General features: G+C 36.9%; 16 protein-coding genes, 2 tRNA genes and 1 riboswitch. Of the genes, 7 read left to right on the forward strand and 11 right to left on the reverse strand.

Annotation, left to right across the window (positions count from 1 at the left end):
• Positions 1-71: 71 nt before the first annotated feature.
• A riboswitch (cobalamin riboswitch) is annotated at positions 72-288 on the reverse strand.
• A 658-nt stretch (positions 289-946) separates the two neighbouring features.
• The 6 genes from ACO05S_RS06840 to mutS form a co-directional block, all read right to left on the reverse strand.
• On the reverse strand, positions 947-1,447 hold the full coding sequence (locus ACO05S_RS06840; protein WP_421920779.1) for a hypothetical protein: 501 nt from the start codon (positions 1,445-1,447) through the stop codon (positions 947-949).
• Positions 1,448-1,616: 169 nt separating this feature from the next.
• Positions 1,617-2,039 carry a hypothetical protein gene (locus tag ACO05S_RS06845; RefSeq protein ID WP_421920780.1) on the reverse strand — a complete coding sequence of 141 codons (423 nt, stop codon included), beginning with the start codon at positions 2,037-2,039 and terminating at the stop codon, positions 1,617-1,619.
• 83 nt (positions 2,040-2,122) lie between these two features.
• Positions 2,123-2,287 (reverse strand): hypothetical protein, encoded by a 165-nt coding sequence (locus ACO05S_RS06850; RefSeq protein ID WP_421920781.1) that lies wholly within the window; start codon positions 2,285-2,287, stop codon positions 2,123-2,125.
• Positions 2,288-3,286: 999 nt separating this feature from the next.
• Positions 3,287-3,370: transfer RNA gene (locus ACO05S_RS06855), tRNA-Leu, on the reverse strand.
• 17 nt (positions 3,371-3,387) lie between these two features.
• Positions 3,388-3,460, reverse strand: a tRNA-Gly gene (locus ACO05S_RS06860).
• A 223-nt stretch (positions 3,461-3,683) separates the two neighbouring features.
• On the reverse strand, positions 3,684-6,299 hold the full coding sequence (mutS, locus tag ACO05S_RS06865; protein WP_421920782.1) for a DNA mismatch repair protein MutS: 2,616 nt from the start codon (positions 6,297-6,299) through the stop codon (positions 3,684-3,686).
• Between the two features lie 182 nt (positions 6,300-6,481).
• Here mutS and ACO05S_RS06870 point away from each other — a divergent pair, with 182 nt between their 5' ends.
• A complete protein-coding gene (locus ACO05S_RS06870) occupies positions 6,482-7,813 on the forward strand; it encodes a saccharopine dehydrogenase family protein (protein WP_421920783.1) in 1,332 nt (443 codons plus the stop codon).
• 83 nt (positions 7,814-7,896) lie between these two features.
• Positions 7,897-8,646 carry a hypothetical protein gene (locus tag ACO05S_RS06875; RefSeq protein ID WP_421920784.1) on the forward strand — a complete coding sequence of 250 codons (750 nt, stop codon included), beginning with the start codon at positions 7,897-7,899 and terminating at the stop codon, positions 8,644-8,646.
• A gap of 31 nt (positions 8,647-8,677) precedes the next feature.
• On the opposite strand, the gene ACO05S_RS06880 is transcribed toward ACO05S_RS06875, so the two are convergent.
• The 5 genes from ACO05S_RS06880 to tatA all read right to left on the reverse strand — a co-directional run bounded on the left by ACO05S_RS06880 (position 8,678) and on the right by tatA (position 12,173).
• Positions 8,678-9,397 (reverse strand): tRNA1(Val) (adenine(37)-N6)-methyltransferase, encoded by a 720-nt coding sequence (locus ACO05S_RS06880; protein WP_421920785.1) that lies wholly within the window; start codon positions 9,395-9,397, stop codon positions 8,678-8,680.
• Between the two features lie 57 nt (positions 9,398-9,454).
• Positions 9,455-10,222, reverse strand: a complete 768-nt coding sequence (locus tag ACO05S_RS06885) for a TIGR02757 family protein (RefSeq protein WP_421920786.1) — start codon at positions 10,220-10,222, stop codon at positions 9,455-9,457.
• Between the two features lie 4 nt (positions 10,223-10,226).
• The gene (locus ACO05S_RS06890; RefSeq protein ID WP_421920787.1) at positions 10,227-10,880 is read right to left on the reverse strand and encodes an ABC transporter ATP-binding protein; all 654 of its coding nucleotides are present in this window, start codon (positions 10,878-10,880) and stop codon (positions 10,227-10,229) included.
• A gap of 10 nt (positions 10,881-10,890) precedes the next feature.
• Positions 10,891-11,826, reverse strand: coding sequence for a calcium/sodium antiporter (locus tag ACO05S_RS06895; RefSeq protein ID WP_421920788.1), 936 nt, complete (start codon positions 11,824-11,826; stop codon positions 10,891-10,893).
• A 119-nt stretch (positions 11,827-11,945) separates the two neighbouring features.
• Positions 11,946-12,173, reverse strand: a complete 228-nt coding sequence (tatA, locus tag ACO05S_RS06900; protein ID WP_421920789.1) for a twin-arginine translocase TatA/TatE family subunit — start codon at positions 12,171-12,173, stop codon at positions 11,946-11,948.
• A gap of 944 nt (positions 12,174-13,117) precedes the next feature.
• Between tatA and ACO05S_RS06905 the strand changes: the two genes are divergently transcribed.
• The 5 genes from ACO05S_RS06905 to ACO05S_RS06925 all read left to right on the forward strand — a co-directional run bounded on the left by ACO05S_RS06905 (position 13,118) and on the right by ACO05S_RS06925 (position 18,312).
• Entirely contained in the window at positions 13,118-13,315 is a 198-nt protein-coding gene (locus ACO05S_RS06905; RefSeq protein WP_421920790.1) for a hypothetical protein, read from the forward strand.
• Positions 13,316-13,952: 637 nt separating this feature from the next.
• Positions 13,953-15,287: an NAD(P)/FAD-dependent oxidoreductase gene (locus ACO05S_RS06910; RefSeq protein ID WP_421920791.1), complete on the forward strand. Its 1,335-nt coding sequence runs from the start codon at positions 13,953-13,955 to the stop codon at positions 15,285-15,287.
• 236 nt (positions 15,288-15,523) lie between these two features.
• Positions 15,524-15,790 (forward strand): hypothetical protein, encoded by a 267-nt coding sequence (locus ACO05S_RS06915; protein ID WP_421920792.1) that lies wholly within the window; start codon positions 15,524-15,526, stop codon positions 15,788-15,790.
• The gene (locus tag ACO05S_RS06920) at positions 15,717-16,304 is read left to right on the forward strand and encodes a DUF6515 family protein (RefSeq protein ID WP_421920793.1); all 588 of its coding nucleotides are present in this window, start codon (positions 15,717-15,719) and stop codon (positions 16,302-16,304) included. The genes ACO05S_RS06915 and ACO05S_RS06920 overlap by 74 nt, the downstream gene beginning before the upstream one ends.
• Positions 16,305-16,806: 502 nt before the next feature.
• A complete protein-coding gene (locus ACO05S_RS06925) occupies positions 16,807-18,312 on the forward strand; it encodes a glutamine synthetase family protein (RefSeq protein ID WP_421920794.1) in 1,506 nt (501 codons plus the stop codon).
• Positions 18,313-18,343 lie beyond the last annotated feature (31 nt).

Consider the following 18,343-nt stretch of genomic DNA (forward strand, 5'->3'; position numbering starts at 1 on the left):
TACTTACGACAAGAGATATTCAGAACAGTATACAATAAGTCCCAAACACAAACTTCTGTCCCGGAAGCAAAATGTTTAATTACATAATGGCAGGTCTTCTGACTTATCTTGGTTTTTAAGCCTTCCCAACAGGCATTTTCCTGTCAGTGGCTGTAGTATAAAAACCACGATTCCAAAAATAGGAACCAGACTTACAGCAGCGGGAACTGTTGCAGATTTTCACTGCATTCCCTTTTAATCCTTCATGCACAAGAAGGTGCATTTGGAACCATTATGCTGGCAAAAGTAGATATTATTTTTTTACATACAAGGCTGCTATGAAACAGGAAAGTTTAATGCAATAAAAAAGCCGTTTTCATTTCTGAAACGGCTTTCATCCTAAGTACCCGGGGCGGGACTTGAACCCTACCCTTTATATCGCTTATTTTCAATGTTTTTTAAGACCGATTTCTTGATGGTGTCGATTTTGTGTCTCTGAAACTATCTACTTATCTTAATTTACACTGTAAAGAAATAATGATAGGAGAGAGTCCACAATACATACAAAACACTATTTCCGCCTAGTGTTTTCTTTGATTTTTTCAATTGCTTGTATAAAAATATGTTTCTAACAGGGTAATCTAATTCTTGCTCAGAAACTTCGATTAATGTATTAAGCATTTTTGCTTCCAATATTTCTAAGGACAATTCTCTCTTAAGTCGATATAATCGCACCTCCAACCTATTTCAAAACTTGACAGTTTAAAACTACTTCATATTACATGATATGAAATCCAGTGAGGCTAGCCTCACTGGATAATAAAATTTACACCAAAATATATCACAATTATTTACAATTCGATCTAATTAAAGTCATCAAAAACAAATGCCGTACCTGATGCACTAGAACCTCTATAAAATTTCACTACTGGATTAGTAATAGTGAATGACTTATCACCATCCATATTTACATATCTATTTGCTGCATATAAGTGTACCCTATCTTTAGTGTTGTCCATCGCACTTTCACCTTTCTGTGGCTACTTACATTTACTGCAATTGGATTACTTAACCATTCTCCCGTTTTTGTAATAACAAAATCGACTGGGGTGTAGCCACCACTTCCACCTCCATCAGGAATCTCAGCAAATCTATCAAACTCTGCAACCATCCTTAAGGTTTCTCCTTCTTGTTCATACTTTGTAATCTTATCTTCTTCAGCAAGATACACATTATTATCAACTGCTAAAACCCCATTAGAATTAAATTTCTGAGCCACTACAGGGTCACTAATGATAAGTTCATATTCGTTATTACCTATAGGCTTTAATATATCCGAATATTGTTCTATAGCTTCTTGGTATTCAGTTTGTTTTGTTGAATCTACAGAGTATTCAACGATTTCCTGATAAGCATCCCACATTGTTTCAACCTTAGCATTAGCTTTAGTCTTTCCAGAAGGTATCATTACATCTATATTATTTTCAAATGTTATAAACTCAGACGCATTAATCTTGTTGATGTGATGTTCATTTTCAACAGTCTCAACATCTGTGTTGTTATCACATGATGCAAATGCAAAAACAGCAATAGCTGCAATGAAGTAAAATTTAGTTTTTCACATTTTATTAAATCATTTAAAAATTAATACCTACCCCTATTTTGGGTAATACTTTAAATTCATCAGCAAATTCAGTTTTGAACTCAAGTCCAACCATTAGTTTTAGGTTGCCACTAAACACTTTCTTTTTAGTAATATAAACCGGAAGTCGCATATATTCTTCATCCAAATCTGAATAAGAAAAACCTAATCCACACGATAAATCAACCCCCATAGACTCATCAAGGATATACTCTTTTCTTAAAAAAAATGAATATGTAGCATCTTTGATTTGTTCATTATCTGCTGCAATTCTTAACTCAGGGTAAATGCCTTTATTACTAAATATGGCCAATCCAAATTCATTCGAATTATAATAACTGACAGTTATTTTTTTTTCTTGAGCAGTAGTTGTTAGTGCTACAAAAGCAATTAAAAGTAATAATAATGTTCTTTTCATTTTAATAATTTAAATGATTAATATGTAATATTTTAATGATCTTAATATAAAAAATAAGGAGTTTAGAATAGTGCCTAATTTGATCAATATCCATAATATAATAATTGCGCATAACTATATATACATGTCCTAATACTCTGGCCATCATCAATAACAATAACATAATCTCTGTCATCTCCATCACCACCTTTTACTTTAGCTAATCCATCTTTACTAAGAATATCACCTGATTTTAATTTTGTTTTCAATTCTTTTAGTTTTTAATGTGTTATAAATTTGGTTTAATACACACAAAACTAGAAATCCAAAACCCTAATAGCAAATAAGTTTCAACTTCAAATCAATGAGAAATCTAATTACAAATACATCTTCTTTCTAATTAGAAATTATTACATTGTGCACCACAAAAGACTTATGTTGCATTTTTCACGTTGGGAAATAATTACTGATAGCTAAGAGTATTAAATGCACTCTTCTCTCTAATTACTTGGTTAGATTTTTGAATCATTACAATTAGAATTAACGGAACATATGAATAGAAAAGAAACAATCTTTTTTTTACTTTTAATTAATTTAGATTAGTTCTAATTAGACCATTATTGTACTTTTGTTAACAATGTTATATCTTGTAGAATACTGATTTTTTTAGTCGGCTTGTAGCCTTTATGATGTTAGTTCTTGCGCTACTTATTTTTTCGCAGGGGTTATGGCTCTGGCAACAATTAAACGAAAAAACATAATTGATAGTTTATTTATTAAAGGATCTAACTACAAGGAATCACAAAATATCTTCAACAAAACTCAATTTAGTTTTCCTCTCAGAACAACCGACACTTATACTTTTCGTTTCACATTTAAATTGAGAACTTTCCCATTCCTAAAACAAATGTTGTATACCATAAGTATTTCAGGAATTGCGATTATCCTGATTGCAATTTTTACGCTTTGGTTACTTTGGCTACTTCACCAACATATAGATCATTTATAATGGCGTGAACAAGCTGTCAGAGGTATTGTGCACGATCTAAAATCACGAATCTCCTATGTTTATACATTTGTAGATTATATTTTCAGTAAAGAGCAAAAGCCCTCAATAAAAAAACAGCTCCATTTTCTCCAGAAAAATAAACTGTTCCCTGATTGCTTGAAAGACCCAGATTTTTTTTATCATGATCCCAGATCCTGAAACAGGAAAGTTTAATGCAATAAAAAAGCCGTTTCATTTCTGAAACGGCTTTCATCCTAAGTACCCGGGGCGGGACTTGAACCCGCACGGCCAAAAGGCCACTGGATTTTAAGTCCAGCGTGTCTACCAATTCCACCACCTGGGCATCCTTATTGGATTTTGAGCGAGAAACGAGACTCGAACTCGCGACCCTAACCTTGGCAAGGTTATGCTCTACCAACTGAGCTATTCTCGCATTCTGCAATGCTTTAAGAGTGAACCCTTGTTCCCTCAATTGCGATGCAAATATATGCGTATTTTTTTATTCCGCAAAAGAAAAAAAACATTTCTGTCACTTTTTTTTAATCTATCGAAATACTTTTTCTTATTAACATTTTCTGATTGATTGAAAGTCAGACACTACACTGCTTAAGCCTTTAAAAATGCGCAACTCACATTTTTTTATCTTTTCCCCATTTCTAAATACCAGATATCTTTTTTATCTCATTTAATTTATTGAGTGCCTCAATTGGAGTGAGGTTATTAATGTCCAAACCTGTAATCTCTTCTCTAATTTGTTGCAGGATCGGATCATCAAGCTGAAAAAAGCTCATTTGATAACCTTCTCTCTGTTGAGCAATCTCATCAACCGGCTTGGCTAATGTTTCACTATTCTTGTCCCCTTCCAATTGAATTAAAATTTCATCGGCACGCTTAACCACCGATTTTGGCATTCCAGCCATTCTTGCTACATGAATCCCAAAACTGTGATTTGACCCTCCCGACACCAATTTTCTTAGGAAAATGATCTTGTTATTCACTTCTTTTACCGAAACATTGTAATTCTTCACCCGGTTGAATGATTTTTCCATCTCATTTAACTCATGATAGTGAGTAGCAAACAATGTTTTCGCTTTGGCTTTTACATTTTCATGAATATATTCTACTATCGACCAGGCAATGGAAATGCCATCGTATGTGCTGGTTCCACGACCTAACTCATCTAGCAGAATTAAACTTCGCGACGAAAGGTTGTTCAAAATACTCGCTGCTTCATTCATTTCAACCATAAAAGTCGACTCTCCAAGCGAGATGTTATCCGACGCTCCTACACGGGTAAAGATTTTATCCACATAGCCAATCTTGGCAGATTCCGCTGGAACAAAACTTCCAATTTGTGCCATTAACACAATTAAAGCAGTTTGTCGAAGCAAAGCCGATTTACCAGCCATATTCGGACCCGTAATAATAATCACCTGTTGGTTTTCATTATCCAAAAAAACATCATTGGCAATATACTGCTCGTCAATTGGTAACTGCTGTTCGATAACCGGATGCCTTCCCTGTTTGATATCAATCACCTGCGACTCATTAATCTCAGGACAAGAGTAATTGTTTTCTCTAGCCAAACGAGCGAATGACAACAAACAATCCAAACGGCCAATCATGGATGCGTTTAACTGAATAGAAGAAATGTAATCTGCAATGCTTAAAACCAAATCGTTGTACAACCTGGTTTCCAGTGCTAATATCTTTTCTTCGGCACCAAGAATTTTTTCTTCATATTCTTTTAACTCCTGCGTAATGTATCGCTCGGCACTCACCAAGGTTTGCTTCCTAATCCACTCTTCAGGCACTTTATCTTTGTGAGTATTTCTCACCTCGATATAGTATCCGAACACATTGTTAAAGCCTATTTTAAGCGAAGGGATTCCAGTTCTCTCACTTTCGCGAACCTGCATTTGCACCAGGTAATCTTTCCCTGAAAAGGCAATTTTTCTCAACTCGTCCAGCTCTTCGGAAACTCCATTGGCAATCACACCTCCTTTGCTCACCATATTGGGTGGATCAGCTTTTATTTCTTTTTCTATTTTTTCGCGGACATTGAGGCAAGGATTGAGCTGATCACCAATTTTAACAAGGCCTTCGTTTCCAGAGTTCAAACAAAAGTTCTTTATTGGCTCAATGGCAAGCAAAGCATTTTTTAATTGAACTACTTCTCTTGGGCTGACTCTTCCTACAGCTACTTTCGAGATAATTCTTTCCAAATCGCCAATTTGCCTGATTTCATCTTCTAAAGTTAGGGCTTCGGATTCTTTATTATAGAAGTACTTCACTACATCCAATCTGCTATTAATACGAGCTGTATCTTTTAAGGGTAACGCAATCCAACGCTTTAATAAACGAGAACCCATCGGGCTTAGTGTTTTGTCCATAATCTGCGAAAGCGTATGAGCACCATCATTTAAAACACCAAACAATTCCAGGTTTCGAACAGTAAACTTATCCAACCATACATAACGATCTTCCTCTATTCTAGAAAGCTGAGTAACATGTCCGGCCTCACTGTGCTTGGTGATATCCAAATAGTGCAAAACTGCACCCGAAGCAATAACCCCATTCCTTAAGCTTTGCACGCCAAACCCTTTTAACGAAGTGGTTTCGAAATGGCGCAACAACCTATCCTTGGCTGCACTTTCGGTAAACACCCAATCGTCCATTGTGAAAGTATAGAACTTGCCGCCAAACATTTCATGAAATATCTTTTCTTTTCCTTTTTGATACAAAACTTCCTTAGGCTGAAAGTTTCCCAATAGCTTATCAATGTATTCAAAATTACCTTCGGCTGTTAGAAACTCACCTGTCGACGCATCAAGAAATGCAATCCCTGCAGATTTTTTCTCTAAATGAATACATGCCAAAAAGTTATTTTCTCTATGCTCAAGCACATTGTCGTTGTACGAAACACCTGGGGTAACCAACTCAATAATACCCCTCTTTACTAATTTTTTTGTTTTTTTCGGATCTTCCAATTGCTCACAAATGGCAACGCGCATCCCTGCACGAACCAGTTTTGGCAAATAAGTATCTATGGCATGATGTGGAAATCCCGCTAACTCAACATAAGAAGCCGAACCATTCGCTCTTTTGGTTAAAGTAATCCCTAAAATCTCAGATGCACGAATGGCATCATTCTCAAATGTCTCATAAAAATCTCCAACCCTAAACAACAATATTGCATCAGGATGCTTTTCTTTCATCTGATAATATTGTTTCATCAAGGGAGTTTCGACTGCTTTCTTCTGTTTTGCCAAGGGAAATTATTTTGTATGATTGGAACTCTATTTCTATTTCGAACAAATATACTCATTCCACAAGAAAGTAGCGGAGAGGTTTTATGATTCAACAAAAGAAAAAAAGCCAAAATCTCATGGCAATTCAATATACAATGTTGTAATTTTAAGCTGATCGCATCTAAAATTTGACACTAAAAATCATGACTAACATTCTTATCATTGGAGCTGGTCTTTCATCCACAGATCTGATACAGTATTTGTTAAAACACTCCGAAAAATACAATTGGAAGGTAAGCGTTGGTGATATGTCGCTCGAACTTGCCCGACAGAAAGTTGGAAATCATCCTAATGGATCAGCTTTCCGATTTAATTTAAAAGATTTGGAACAAAGAGCCTCGGAGATTTCTGCTGCTGATATAGTAATCAGCATGGTTCCTGCCTCTATGCATATTATTGTGGCTCGCGAATGTCTTCAGTACAAAAAGCACATGCTAAGCCCTTCGTATGTAAGCCAGGAAATGTTGGATTTACATGAAGAAGCAAAAGAATTGGGGCTTAATTTTCTTAACGAGCTGGGCGTTGATCCGGGTATCGATCACATGTCGGCCATGCAGGTAATCGATCGAATTAAGAAGGAGGGTGGCAAGTTGTTGTCCTTTAAATCTTTTTGTGGCGGTTTAGTTGCTCCTTCTTGCGATGATAACCCTTGGCATTATAAATTTTCCTGGAATCCAAGAAATGTGGTGATTGCCGGACAAGGAACTGCACAATACAAAGAAGATGGTCATTACAAATACGTTGCTTATAACAATCTTTTTCACCAGCTTACAAAAACTTCGGTAAATGGATACGGAGATTTCGAAGTTTATCCTAATCGCGATTCGTTGAAGTATTGCAAGTTATATGATATAGAAGACATTCCTACCATTATGCGCGGAACCATGAGGCGTCCCGGCTATGCCGAAGCATGGAATGTATTGGTTCGGCTGGGTTGTACCGACGATTCCTACATCATGCAAGATTCGCACAAGCTATCAAATAACGATTTTATAAAAAGCTTTCTCCCTGAAAATGGCAACTGCACAAAAGAAAAGCTTGCTAATTTCATTGAGATTGATCCAGCATCAGAAATCATGGAGAAATTATCGTGGCTGGAACTTTTCTCTGATGATGTAATGGAAATAAAGGAAGCTACTCCAGCTTATTTCTTGCAAAAAATACTTGAGAAAAAATGGGCTTTAGGCGATAAGGATCGGGATTTATTGGTTATGCAACATCAGTTCGAATACGAAAATACTGGCATGAAAAAGAGAATCATATCATCTATGACATATGAAGGAACCGATCGCAACCACACTGCTATGTCATATACTGTGGGTACGCCTCTGGCCATTGCAACCAAGCTTTTAGCCGCAGGAAAAATAGATTTGCCTGGTGTTCACATTCCTACCACACCCGAATTGTACTCGCCTATTTTAAAGGAGCTGGATAATTTAGGGCTTAAATTTATTGAAGAAGAAAGTATCATTTAGTGATCCGTTTTTCTTCTTACGAATGCTAGCATTCTCAATTCTAAATCTTAGTTTTGCTGGCATTCAAGTTTAATTCTCAGGATATGACCAGGAAACATATTTTAGTAATATTTATCGCAGTGATATTGCAAGCTTGTGCCAGCTCAGTCAAGTTTACTTCCTATTGGAATTCAAATCACGATTCCTTTTCTCAGAAACAAGCTTTATTCTATCATTCAGCAGATAAAATCTCGATTAAAGTTTTCAACAACAACCAATTTGTTGATATCATTCTGGAGACCAATTCGCCCCTTACGCTGAGAAAAATTTACAACCTCGGACTAAGCTTGTGGATAGATCCTAATGGAAAATCGAAAAATGTTTATGCTGTAAATTTTCCTTTGCCAACTGATTTCCCTTACACCGATAAACAATTCAGATCCTATCTTTCGGGTTTCAATAAAGTTGAATACCAGGAAGAATTGTTAGACCGGTTTCAAGCCTATGAGATTATTGACAGCCGGATTAATGAAAGTGTTTTAACCAGTACCATTGCAAACGACGAAATAGTTAAAGTAAAACTAAAAACCACCGATCAGGTATTGTTCAGTTATCAATGCCGAATACCTGTTCAGATTTTATACCCAATTGATACTGATAAAAAAGTAATTAGTATTGGAATTAGCAGTGTAAACATGGCCAACGAAGAATACTATTCTGCAATGAGCAGCAAGCAAGTCATTCAAAAAAACCTTGACGAATTAAAAGCGGGTACTTACCAGAATAAATTTGAATTGGACGAATGGTGGGTGAATTTTATACTGGCTGACAATTCTGGTTTAATGATAAAGTGAGTCTCAACTTGCTTCGCTTATTAGAAAACAATCAAAACTTCAAATAAAAATCCTTTGTCAATTCTATATATTGGGGAGAATAAACATGACGTTGGCCATTCTCTACTATAAGTTCCTCATTCAAACATTCACAATCCTGCAAGCAAAGCTCCAGCAAGTATCTTTTTGCCGGTTTCCCGGGATTTGGCAAAACTTTACATTTTCTTTTCAAGCCAAAACCTGTTAGTTTTGCCAGCCGAATAAATAAATCTCCTTCTTCAATGGGCAGTACAACAGAAAAACTGCCTTTCATATTAAGTAGCTTCTTTACCCCTACCAGCAAATCTTCAAAGGGCAAGTGGTTGGCATTACGGGCTTTGGTTCTCGATTCTTCCTTGGCATTTAAACCATTCATAAAATAGGGAGGATTGCTTACAATTACATCGTATTTCTTTTTTGATATCAAACTATAATCCTGAAATGAATTATGCACGGCGTTTACTCTATCTTTCCAAGGACAAGCATTTATATTTTCTTCAGCTTGACGATATGCCGAATCATCTATTTCAATGGCATCAATAATGCTATCAGAATTGGTACGTTGGGCCAACATAATGGCGATTAAACCTGTTCCTGTTCCAATATCAAGTAGTTGTTTTGATTGTTCTACATCTGCCCAGGCACCCAAAAGAACTCCATCGGTTCCCACTTTCATTGCCGAAGCTTCTTGATGAATTGTAAACTGCTTGAATTTGAAATAATTGTTTGGCATTGATATAAGTAAAAGAGTAAATAAATAAAAATGCAAGTGAATGAATTGATGCAAGCCTTAAAACTTTTCAAATATTCCAAGGCCAAATAGTGCATAGTCATACTTTACAGGATCTTGCGGATCGAATTTACGCAGATTCATGGTGATTTCTTCCACAGCCGACCAATCGCTCTGCTTTCTCTTTAGCAAACCCAGTTTTCTACCCACATTCCCTGTGTGAACATCCAATGGCAAGAACAAATTTTTTGCTTCAATGTTTTTCCACAAACCAAAATCTATCCCTCTTTTATCATCCCTAACCATCCAGCGAAGGTACATGTTTAAACGTTTTGCCGATGATTTTTTTAAAACATTAGAAATATGCTTCTCAGTTCTTAAAAGGTGTTCCTGCTCAAAAAATACTTCCCTAAAATAAGCCAAAGCCGATTTCACATCCCCGGCTTGCCGATAAGCATTGGTAAAAACAGCTTCCAGTCCGCCATGTTTTTGATAAATATTTTTCAATGATTTGATAAAGAAAATACAATCATCGCCATTAAAAGTTCTGTGCTTAAACTCCTTGAACACCTCTAAATCCTTCTCGCTTGAATTCATTAAAAACTCATGGGGTTGTTGATTCATGAACTCCATTAATCGCTTGGCATTGCGAACAATTGTTGGCCGCTGCCCCCAGGCAATACTGGCAGTCAAAAATCCCGCAATTTCAACATCTTCTTTACCAGTAAATTGTTTTGGAATTTGTATCGGATCTGTTTCAATAAAAGTTTCACGATTGTACAAGTCATACTTCTCTTCCAGAAAATCCTTTAAATCAGTAAAATTCATACATTCAATTTTCAATCAGCCCGTCCGAGATCACAATTTTTCGATCCGACATCTCAGCCAGCTCCAAATCGTGGGTAACAATTACAAAGGTCTGATTAAATTTATCTCTCAGCTCAAAGAACAGTTCGTGCAGTTCCTGACGAGTTTTGGAATCCAGATTTCCTGATGGCTCATCGGCAAGAATCACCAAAGGATCATTAATCAATGCTCTGGCCACTGCAACCCTCTGCTTTTCTCCTCCCGATAATTCCGATGGTTTATGATCGATTCTATGGCCAAGCTTTAACATTTCCAGCAATTCCTTCGCTCTTCCACTTGCTTCTGCTTTTGATTTTTTTGCGATATACGCAGGAATACAAACATTTTCGAGAGCAGTAAACTCTGGCAATAAATGATGAAACTGAAAAACAAAACCAATGTTAGAGTTGCGAAATGCCGACAAGTCTTTTTCGTTTAAAGAAGCCACATTTTGCCCATCGTAAACAATAGCACCACTATCAGGCCGATCAAGGGTTCCCAAAATTTGAAGCAGAGTAGTTTTTCCTGCCCCACTGGCTCCTACCACCGATACAATCTCTCCTTTTTTAATGGTCAGGTCAACCCCTTTAAGAACATTTACTTCGCCAAAACTCTTTTTGATTTGCTCTGCAATAATCATATCTCATCCATTATTTTACAAAAACCAAATATACATACAAAAAGTAGGAAGAAAGCAGCAATATGCCTTTCCAGCGATGCAGTTTCCCTTTTTTTAATGGCAAAATCAGTAAAAACAACAGCACCGATACCGCCAGCATAAACAATGCATCAAAAGAAATAATTTCGGCACTTACTCTTATGTTCTTTATTATAGATGTTACACCCAATACACCAAGAATATTAAAAATATTCGAACCAATAATATTTCCTATCGAGATATCCATTTCTTTTTTATAAGCCGCAACAGCAGATGTTGCCAATTCGGGAACCGATGTTCCAAAAGCAACAATGGTTAATCCAATTACACGTTCACTTACTCCAAATTGAAACGCAATCGTTTTGGCACTTCCCACCAATAGGTTTGCACCAAAGTACAATCCCAATGACGAAATTGCAATAAGCAATACAGATACAGGAATGGAATATTTGCCAGGCTTTGTTTCTTCTAAAAGCTTTCGGTTTTCTCTTCTCGAATTCCAAATGGTCCAAACCATAAAGCAAATCAGTAATATCACACAAACAATTCCTTCGATGGTTTGCAATTTCCCGTTTAAGGCTAAAATGTAGAAAAGTACTGATGCTCCCATCATTACAGGCCAATCGTACTTTATAGAATTACTGCGAACCGGCAAAGGCAACAAAATGGCTGTAAAGCCAAGCACCAATGCAATATTCGATATGTTCGATCCAACAACATTTCCTATTGATATATCCGGACTACCTTCGAGAGCAGCTCCTAAACTAACAAATAATTCGGGCGCCGAAGTACCAAAAGACACCACGGTAACCCCAACCACCAAGGTTGAAACCTTAAAATGCGAAGCCAGGGCAACCCCTCCTTTTACAAGAAGATCACCACTATACAATAGGATTATAAATCCTAGTAATAAATAGATATAGTCCATTGATACAAATAAATTTATCCGGAAAGGATAAGAATGGCAATTGTCTGTTTTAAGAAACTGATTAAAATATTCTCTTGATTTTCATCGATAAAAAATCTAAAGATCCATTTGCTTAATTTTTATAGCTTTTTATTGATATCATCCTTAAAATCCTTAATGGTATCAAGAATATCAGTTTCATCTTTTATTTCCTTTTTGATATCGTCGGCCGCTCGTTTGAATTCCTTCATTCCTTTTCCTAATCCTTGCGCCAATTCAGGAATTTTTTTCGATCCAAAAAGTAGAAGAACCACAAGCAAAACAACTACAATCTCGGCTCCACTAATAAATAAAAGTATGCTTTCCATCTGATGAATATTTTTCACAAATATACCTAAGAAATTTCAAATTAAGACGATAGTTCGGGATACATGCTCCTTTAATACCAATTTTGTTATGGGTAGAGCCTTAACTTGTTTTGATATTTTTGAGTTTAATAAAGGCATAAAAGTGGAATCATAGCCTTAACTAGTGTGAAGAGTGTTAATAAAACGAATTAAAGTTTTTGAAAATATTTTTCTTTTTACAAGGCAAGGTTTACAGGCATAGCCGTAGCTACGGCGAAAAAGCTTAACGCAGTAGAAAGGAAAATAGGTCAAAAAATTAGTTCGGGGAATTAGCATTCTTTACACTAGGCCGGTATTTTTTTAAGGACGAATAAACTCATTAGAACAAAAGCAGGCAACTCTTTTCAGGATAATGCAGGTACCTTTGATTCATAAAAATATTGGCATAAATAACGTAAGTTCAACGTAAAATTCGTTCACAGTTTGATCTGATTTTGAGTAGAATTTTTATCAAATTTTCGAAGGAATATCGGGATATCTCAAGAAGATTTGAGGAAATTTATGCCGAAAGCAGGCAAATACATAATGGAAAGTTCTCTTTACGACATCTTCACATTAAAAGTTCCTCAAAATAGCCCGCTATTCTTTCCAAATTTTTAATGCAAATCTATCCCAAATATAACTATCTGTGGATAGAATGTTACGTCGAACTCACGTTATCTGAGTAGTGCAATGTATGCTTTGTTAAAGCAGCAAGCCGTGTAATTTATTCGACAATTGTTTCATTTATAGCGTTCAACTAGTAAAGTGCATCCTTCTGGCGATAATCGCCTCCCTTCCACCCGCCATCTTCGCTGTTCGAGCTGGCATTGTTTCACTATTTGTTAATAAGTGCATCGTTCTACCTCCCATCTGCACCCTTCGATCTGCCAAGTGCATCCTTCGTGTTGATAAATGCATTGTTCGTGTTAATAAGTGCACCGTTCTACCTGCCATCTGCGCCGTTCTACCTGCCAGGTGCAAGGTATTTGTTGATATCTGCACTGTATTTGTTAATAAGTGCAGTGCATTTGACAGGAAGTAGGGAAACAATGCCAGGTGGAACGGTACTTTTATCAGGAAGTAGGGAAACAATGGCAGGTAGAAGCATGCGTATCGGATAAATTATGGGAACAATTACAGGTAGAAGTGTGCAGATGGCCGGTCTCTTGCAAGCACTATTAGGCAGAATGCAAAAATTGACAAGGGGAAAGTACACAGCAGAAGGATGTTTGGATTAAGCACCTTCAGGGATTACAAGCAATAACGGGCTTTCTGCTGCAAGTATTTATTACAGGATTTTAATGGGGCTTTAGCCCTAAGATCTTAGCAGAATAAAAGAAGACTTGCTAATGCGAAGGGGCGCTAGCCCTGATCTCTTAAAAAACAAAACAGATGGCTTATTTTACCAGGATATCATTTTTCCCATTTGTCCGATGGAAGCCACTAAATCAACATTATCATTACCAAATATCTTTTTCGAATTGCGTGGATCATGCTCGTTTCATAAAAATACTGACACAAGTGCTTTATAAAGAAATTGCGGATGCAAGAAAGCACAATATGTAAGGGCAGGCTGAGAGGTATGAACTTAATTTTACCTCAATTTAAAACAAATTTATACGCTCAATTGTTAGAAATACATTGACGATTCGTAAATTAAAGAAAAGATTCTTTAATTTGTAAAAGATAAAAGAGTCCTTAATCCGAAAAGAAGAATAAACGGGCAAAATGGCACATTTTTTTTAAAAATCAAATGCAATGATGGATAGCATAAAACACATTCTCGAGAACGGAAAAACCAGAGTAGTAATTGTTGGCGGAGGCTTTGCGGGCTTAAAGCTGGCAAGACAATTGGCCAAAACAAAATATCAAGTAGTGTTAATTGATCGCAACAACTTTCATCAGTTTCAACCTCTTTTCTACCAGGTAGCAACCTCTGGATTGGAACCAAGTTCCATAGCATTTCCTTTACGCAAAATATTTCAGAAGAAGAGTAATGTGCATTACCGAATGGCCGATTTATTGGAAGTGAAATCGGAACAAAACGAAATTTATTCCAGTGTGGGAAAACTGAAATATGATTATTTGGTTTTGGCAACCGGGGTAAACACCAATTATTTTGGAAATAAAAATATCGAAGCGTTTTCGATTCCAATGAAAACAGTATCCGAAGCCATTTTTCTGAGAAACTCAATCTTAAGAAATTATGAGAAAGCACTGAATGAGTCTGACCCCGAAAAAGCTGCCAACTACATGAGCATTGTTTTGGTTGGTGGCGGCCCTACCGGTGTTGAGCTGGCAGGAGCTTTAGCCGAAATGAAAAGGCACATCCTTCCGAAAGATTATCCTGAACTGGACTTTAGTTTAATGAATGTGTACTTGTTCGAGGCTTCGGATAAGCTGTTGAATGGAATGTCGGATAAAGCATCAGCGAAAGCGAAAAAATTTCTTGAAAAATTGGGCGTGATTGTAAGAACCAATGCTAGAGTTGCCGATTACGACGGGCTAAGCATTCGTTTGGATGATGATGAAGAATTTAGGTCTTACACCATGGTTTGGGCTGCAGGTGTGGCGGCGCGACCAATCAAAGGAATCAGCGAAAATGCCGCTGTTCATGCAGGAAGGCTTAAAGTTGATGGCTTCAACAGAATTGAAGGAATGAACAATGTGTTTGCCATTGGCGATATTGCTTTTCAGACCGAAGGAAAGTTTGAAAGCGGGCATCCACAGGTAGCTCAGGTTGGTTTGCAACAGGCTGGAAATCTTGCAAAAAACTTTAACCGAATCGTTCGAAACAAAGAGATGAGGGCTTTTCGCTACCAGGATAGGGGTACGATGGCCACCATAGGTAAAAATTTGGCTGTTGCCGATCTTCCCGGAGTAAAGCTGCAAGGATTCTTTGCCTGGGTACTGTGGTTGTTTGTGCATCTTATGGCAATTGTTGGCGTAAAAAATCGATTTTTTATCCTGATCAATTGGGTTTGGAATTATTTTACTTCCGATCAATCCTTGCGGGTTTTAATCCGACCTAAAAAAAGAAGTTTTACCGATAAAGCCAAGCAAAAAGGGAAGGAAAACAATGTGCTGGCCTGATTAAAATTAAAACAATCATACTTTCTGAAAGTGCCGATTCATAAGGGATTCGGCACTTTTTATTTTTTTGGCACACGCTTTGCAAAAACTTAGCCAAAGTATACCGGGTAATTACTTTACGGATTCATCCCTACCATAGGATGACGATATTTTGCCAAAAACAATTACACAAGTAATGTTTTATTGCTGCTAGTTTGAGGAGAGCAGGATGGCTCTAACATTTAAATGCCAAAGCTATGAGAACGTCGAAGTATTACAAGTTGCTAGCCAGTATGGTATTGGTTTCAACAATCACATTATCAACCAGCAATGTGTTTGCTCAAAGAAGAGTTCACAACGAGGAAGCTGCCCGATACGAGGAAAGAAAAAGAAACAAACCGCTATACGACTATAACAAGAGAGATCGATACAAAAAAAGTATTTATAAGTATGATGATGATCGAAAATCACACAAAAAAGACAATCGATCAAAGCATAAGAAATCGTATTATCAGGAATCGTGACAACGATGCACACAAAAAACATTATAAGCACAAAAAGCATTTCAAAAAGCACCAACACGATAAGTATCACAAGTATCACAAACATGGGCATGTAGAAAGCAGGCATTATCATGGTGATTACTGTAGACACAAACACAGGTATCATCGCAAGCATAATTATCCCTTTTACAGATACAAGCACTATTACAATAAATATGGGCACTCTTGTTACAAGCATTCGAGATATGGTGAGGTAGTTTGGAGTTTTGCTTGTGAGCCAAGGGTGATTCACCATCACGATGGGGATTTTTACTATTCGGACGGATATTATTACAGGTACTACCCTGAATTTGGATTTGTTCATGTAGAAGCACCAAGATCGGTATATTTTACGCGCTTGCCAGGAGATTGTCATAGGGTACGAATTCGGGGTGATGTATATTACACCAATGGCGATTTGTGTTTTGCTAGATACCGAAAAGGATTCAGATTGATAACTGCACCTAAGGGAATCCATTTTTCGATCCGATTTTAGGCTTATATTTAACAGTATTGAATTGGAGAATATTTTATAAAATCCACACAGAGGGGTTAACATTAAAAATCCTGCAAAATTCTATTCGATTTTAACGAAAATGCACCCCTTTAGCTTTAAAAAATGACGTTTTTAGGATAGGTTAAGTCAAAACGGGGCGCATTAAAGATCTGTTATTTTTCTTCAAGTTCACGCCACGGTAAAAAGAGGATGAGATTCATAAATATTGATGATTTTAATGATTAAATGCCTTTTGAAAGGGGGTGAACCAAAAAAATAAGATTTTAACCGTCGAAAACGGTTTCGAAAAGCTGTTGCAAAACAGCTTTTTTTATTGTTTCAGAAGTAAAGATAAAGTGTTGAATCGCCTGATTTTATTGGGTATTTGAATGATTTTAGGCTAACATCCGAAATTCGCCAAACTTTTTGGAAAATATTTGTGTTCGCATCTATTTTTATCACAACAGCTAACAAACACAACAACTATTAAAAAAGTGGGCATATGACCAGAGAAGATTATAGATTAGATCCTAATAAATTGGTTCAGTTTCTAAAAAAACCAAGTTCGCAGTTTACAAAGGAAGATTTAATTGAGTATATCGTAGAGAATGACATTAAAATGATCAACTTTCGATATGTTGCAGAAGATGGAAAGTTAAAAACCTTAAATTTTATTATCACAGGCTTAGATCATTTAGATAGTATCTTGTCGACTGGTGAACGTGTTGATGGTTCAAGTTTGTTCTCATATATTGGAGCAGGATCGAGCGATTTGTACGTAATTCCAAGATTCAAGACAGCTTTTGTTAACCCATTTTCAGAAGTGCCAAGCCTGGATATTCTTTGTTCTTTTTACACAGCAGAAGGGAAACCACTTGAAAGTGCACCTGAGTATATCCTTAAAAAAGCAAACAGGGAGTTTAAAAAAGCCACTGGCCTTACATTTAAGGCAATGGGTGAGTTGGAGTACTATATTAAAAGTGCCAACCATACACTTTACCCTGATATTGATCAAAAAGGTTACCATAGCTCTCAGCCATTTACCAAGTGGGAGCAATTGCGCAGAGAGGCAATGGTTTTAATTGCCCAATGTGGTGGAAAAATAAAATACGGACACTCGGAGGTAGGGAATTTTACGGCTGGCGATGATGGGTATGAACAGCATGAAATTGAATTTTTACCGGTAGAGGCTGAGGATGCGGTTGAACAATTGTTAATTGCCAAGTGGATTGTTAGAATGCTTGCAGCCCGAGAAAAAGCATTGGTAAGCTGGGCGCCAAAGATTACGGTAGGCAAGGCTGGCAGCGGATTGCATATTCACATGTTGGTTGAAAAAGATGGCAAAAACATCTGCATTGAAGATGGTAAGTTAAGTGATACAGCAAAAAAAATGATTGCAGGCATCATGGATCTTTCAGGTGCATTAACTGCATTTGGCAACACCATACCAACCTCTTATTTAAGATTGGTTCCGCATCAGGAAGCTCCAACATATGTGTGTTGGGGAGATCGTAACCGTTCGGTTTTGGTGCGTGTTCCATTAGGATGGGTAGGAGCAACAGATATGATCAAGGATGTGAATCCCCAGCAGGATGCCGACCCAAGGGATTTTTCGAGCAAGCAGACTTTTGAGTTTAGAGTGCCAGATGGATCAGCTGATATCTATCAGTTGATTGCAGGCCTGATTGTCGCAGGTCAACATGGTATAGAAATGGAAAATAGTTTGCAAATTGCAGAAGAATTGTATGCTGATGTAGATATTTTTGCTCCTCACTACAAAGATAAATTAGAGAAACTTGAACAATTACCAACTTGTTGTTGGGAGAGTGCTGATTGTTTATTAGAGAAAAGAGAAATTTTTGAAAACAATGGAGTATTCCCAAAAGGGACAATCGATTCAGTTGCGAAGAACTTAAAGCTATACGAAGACAATGGTCTGAACGACCGCATATTGGGGAAAGTGGATAAGATTATGGAGATTGTAGATAAGTACATCCACTGTATGTAATCATCAAACTCAACTTAATCGAATCATCTAA

The sequence above is a fragment of the Marinifilum sp. genome (genome assembly GCF_965230805.1).
Lineage (GTDB): Bacteria > Bacteroidota > Bacteroidia > Bacteroidales > Marinifilaceae > Marinifilum.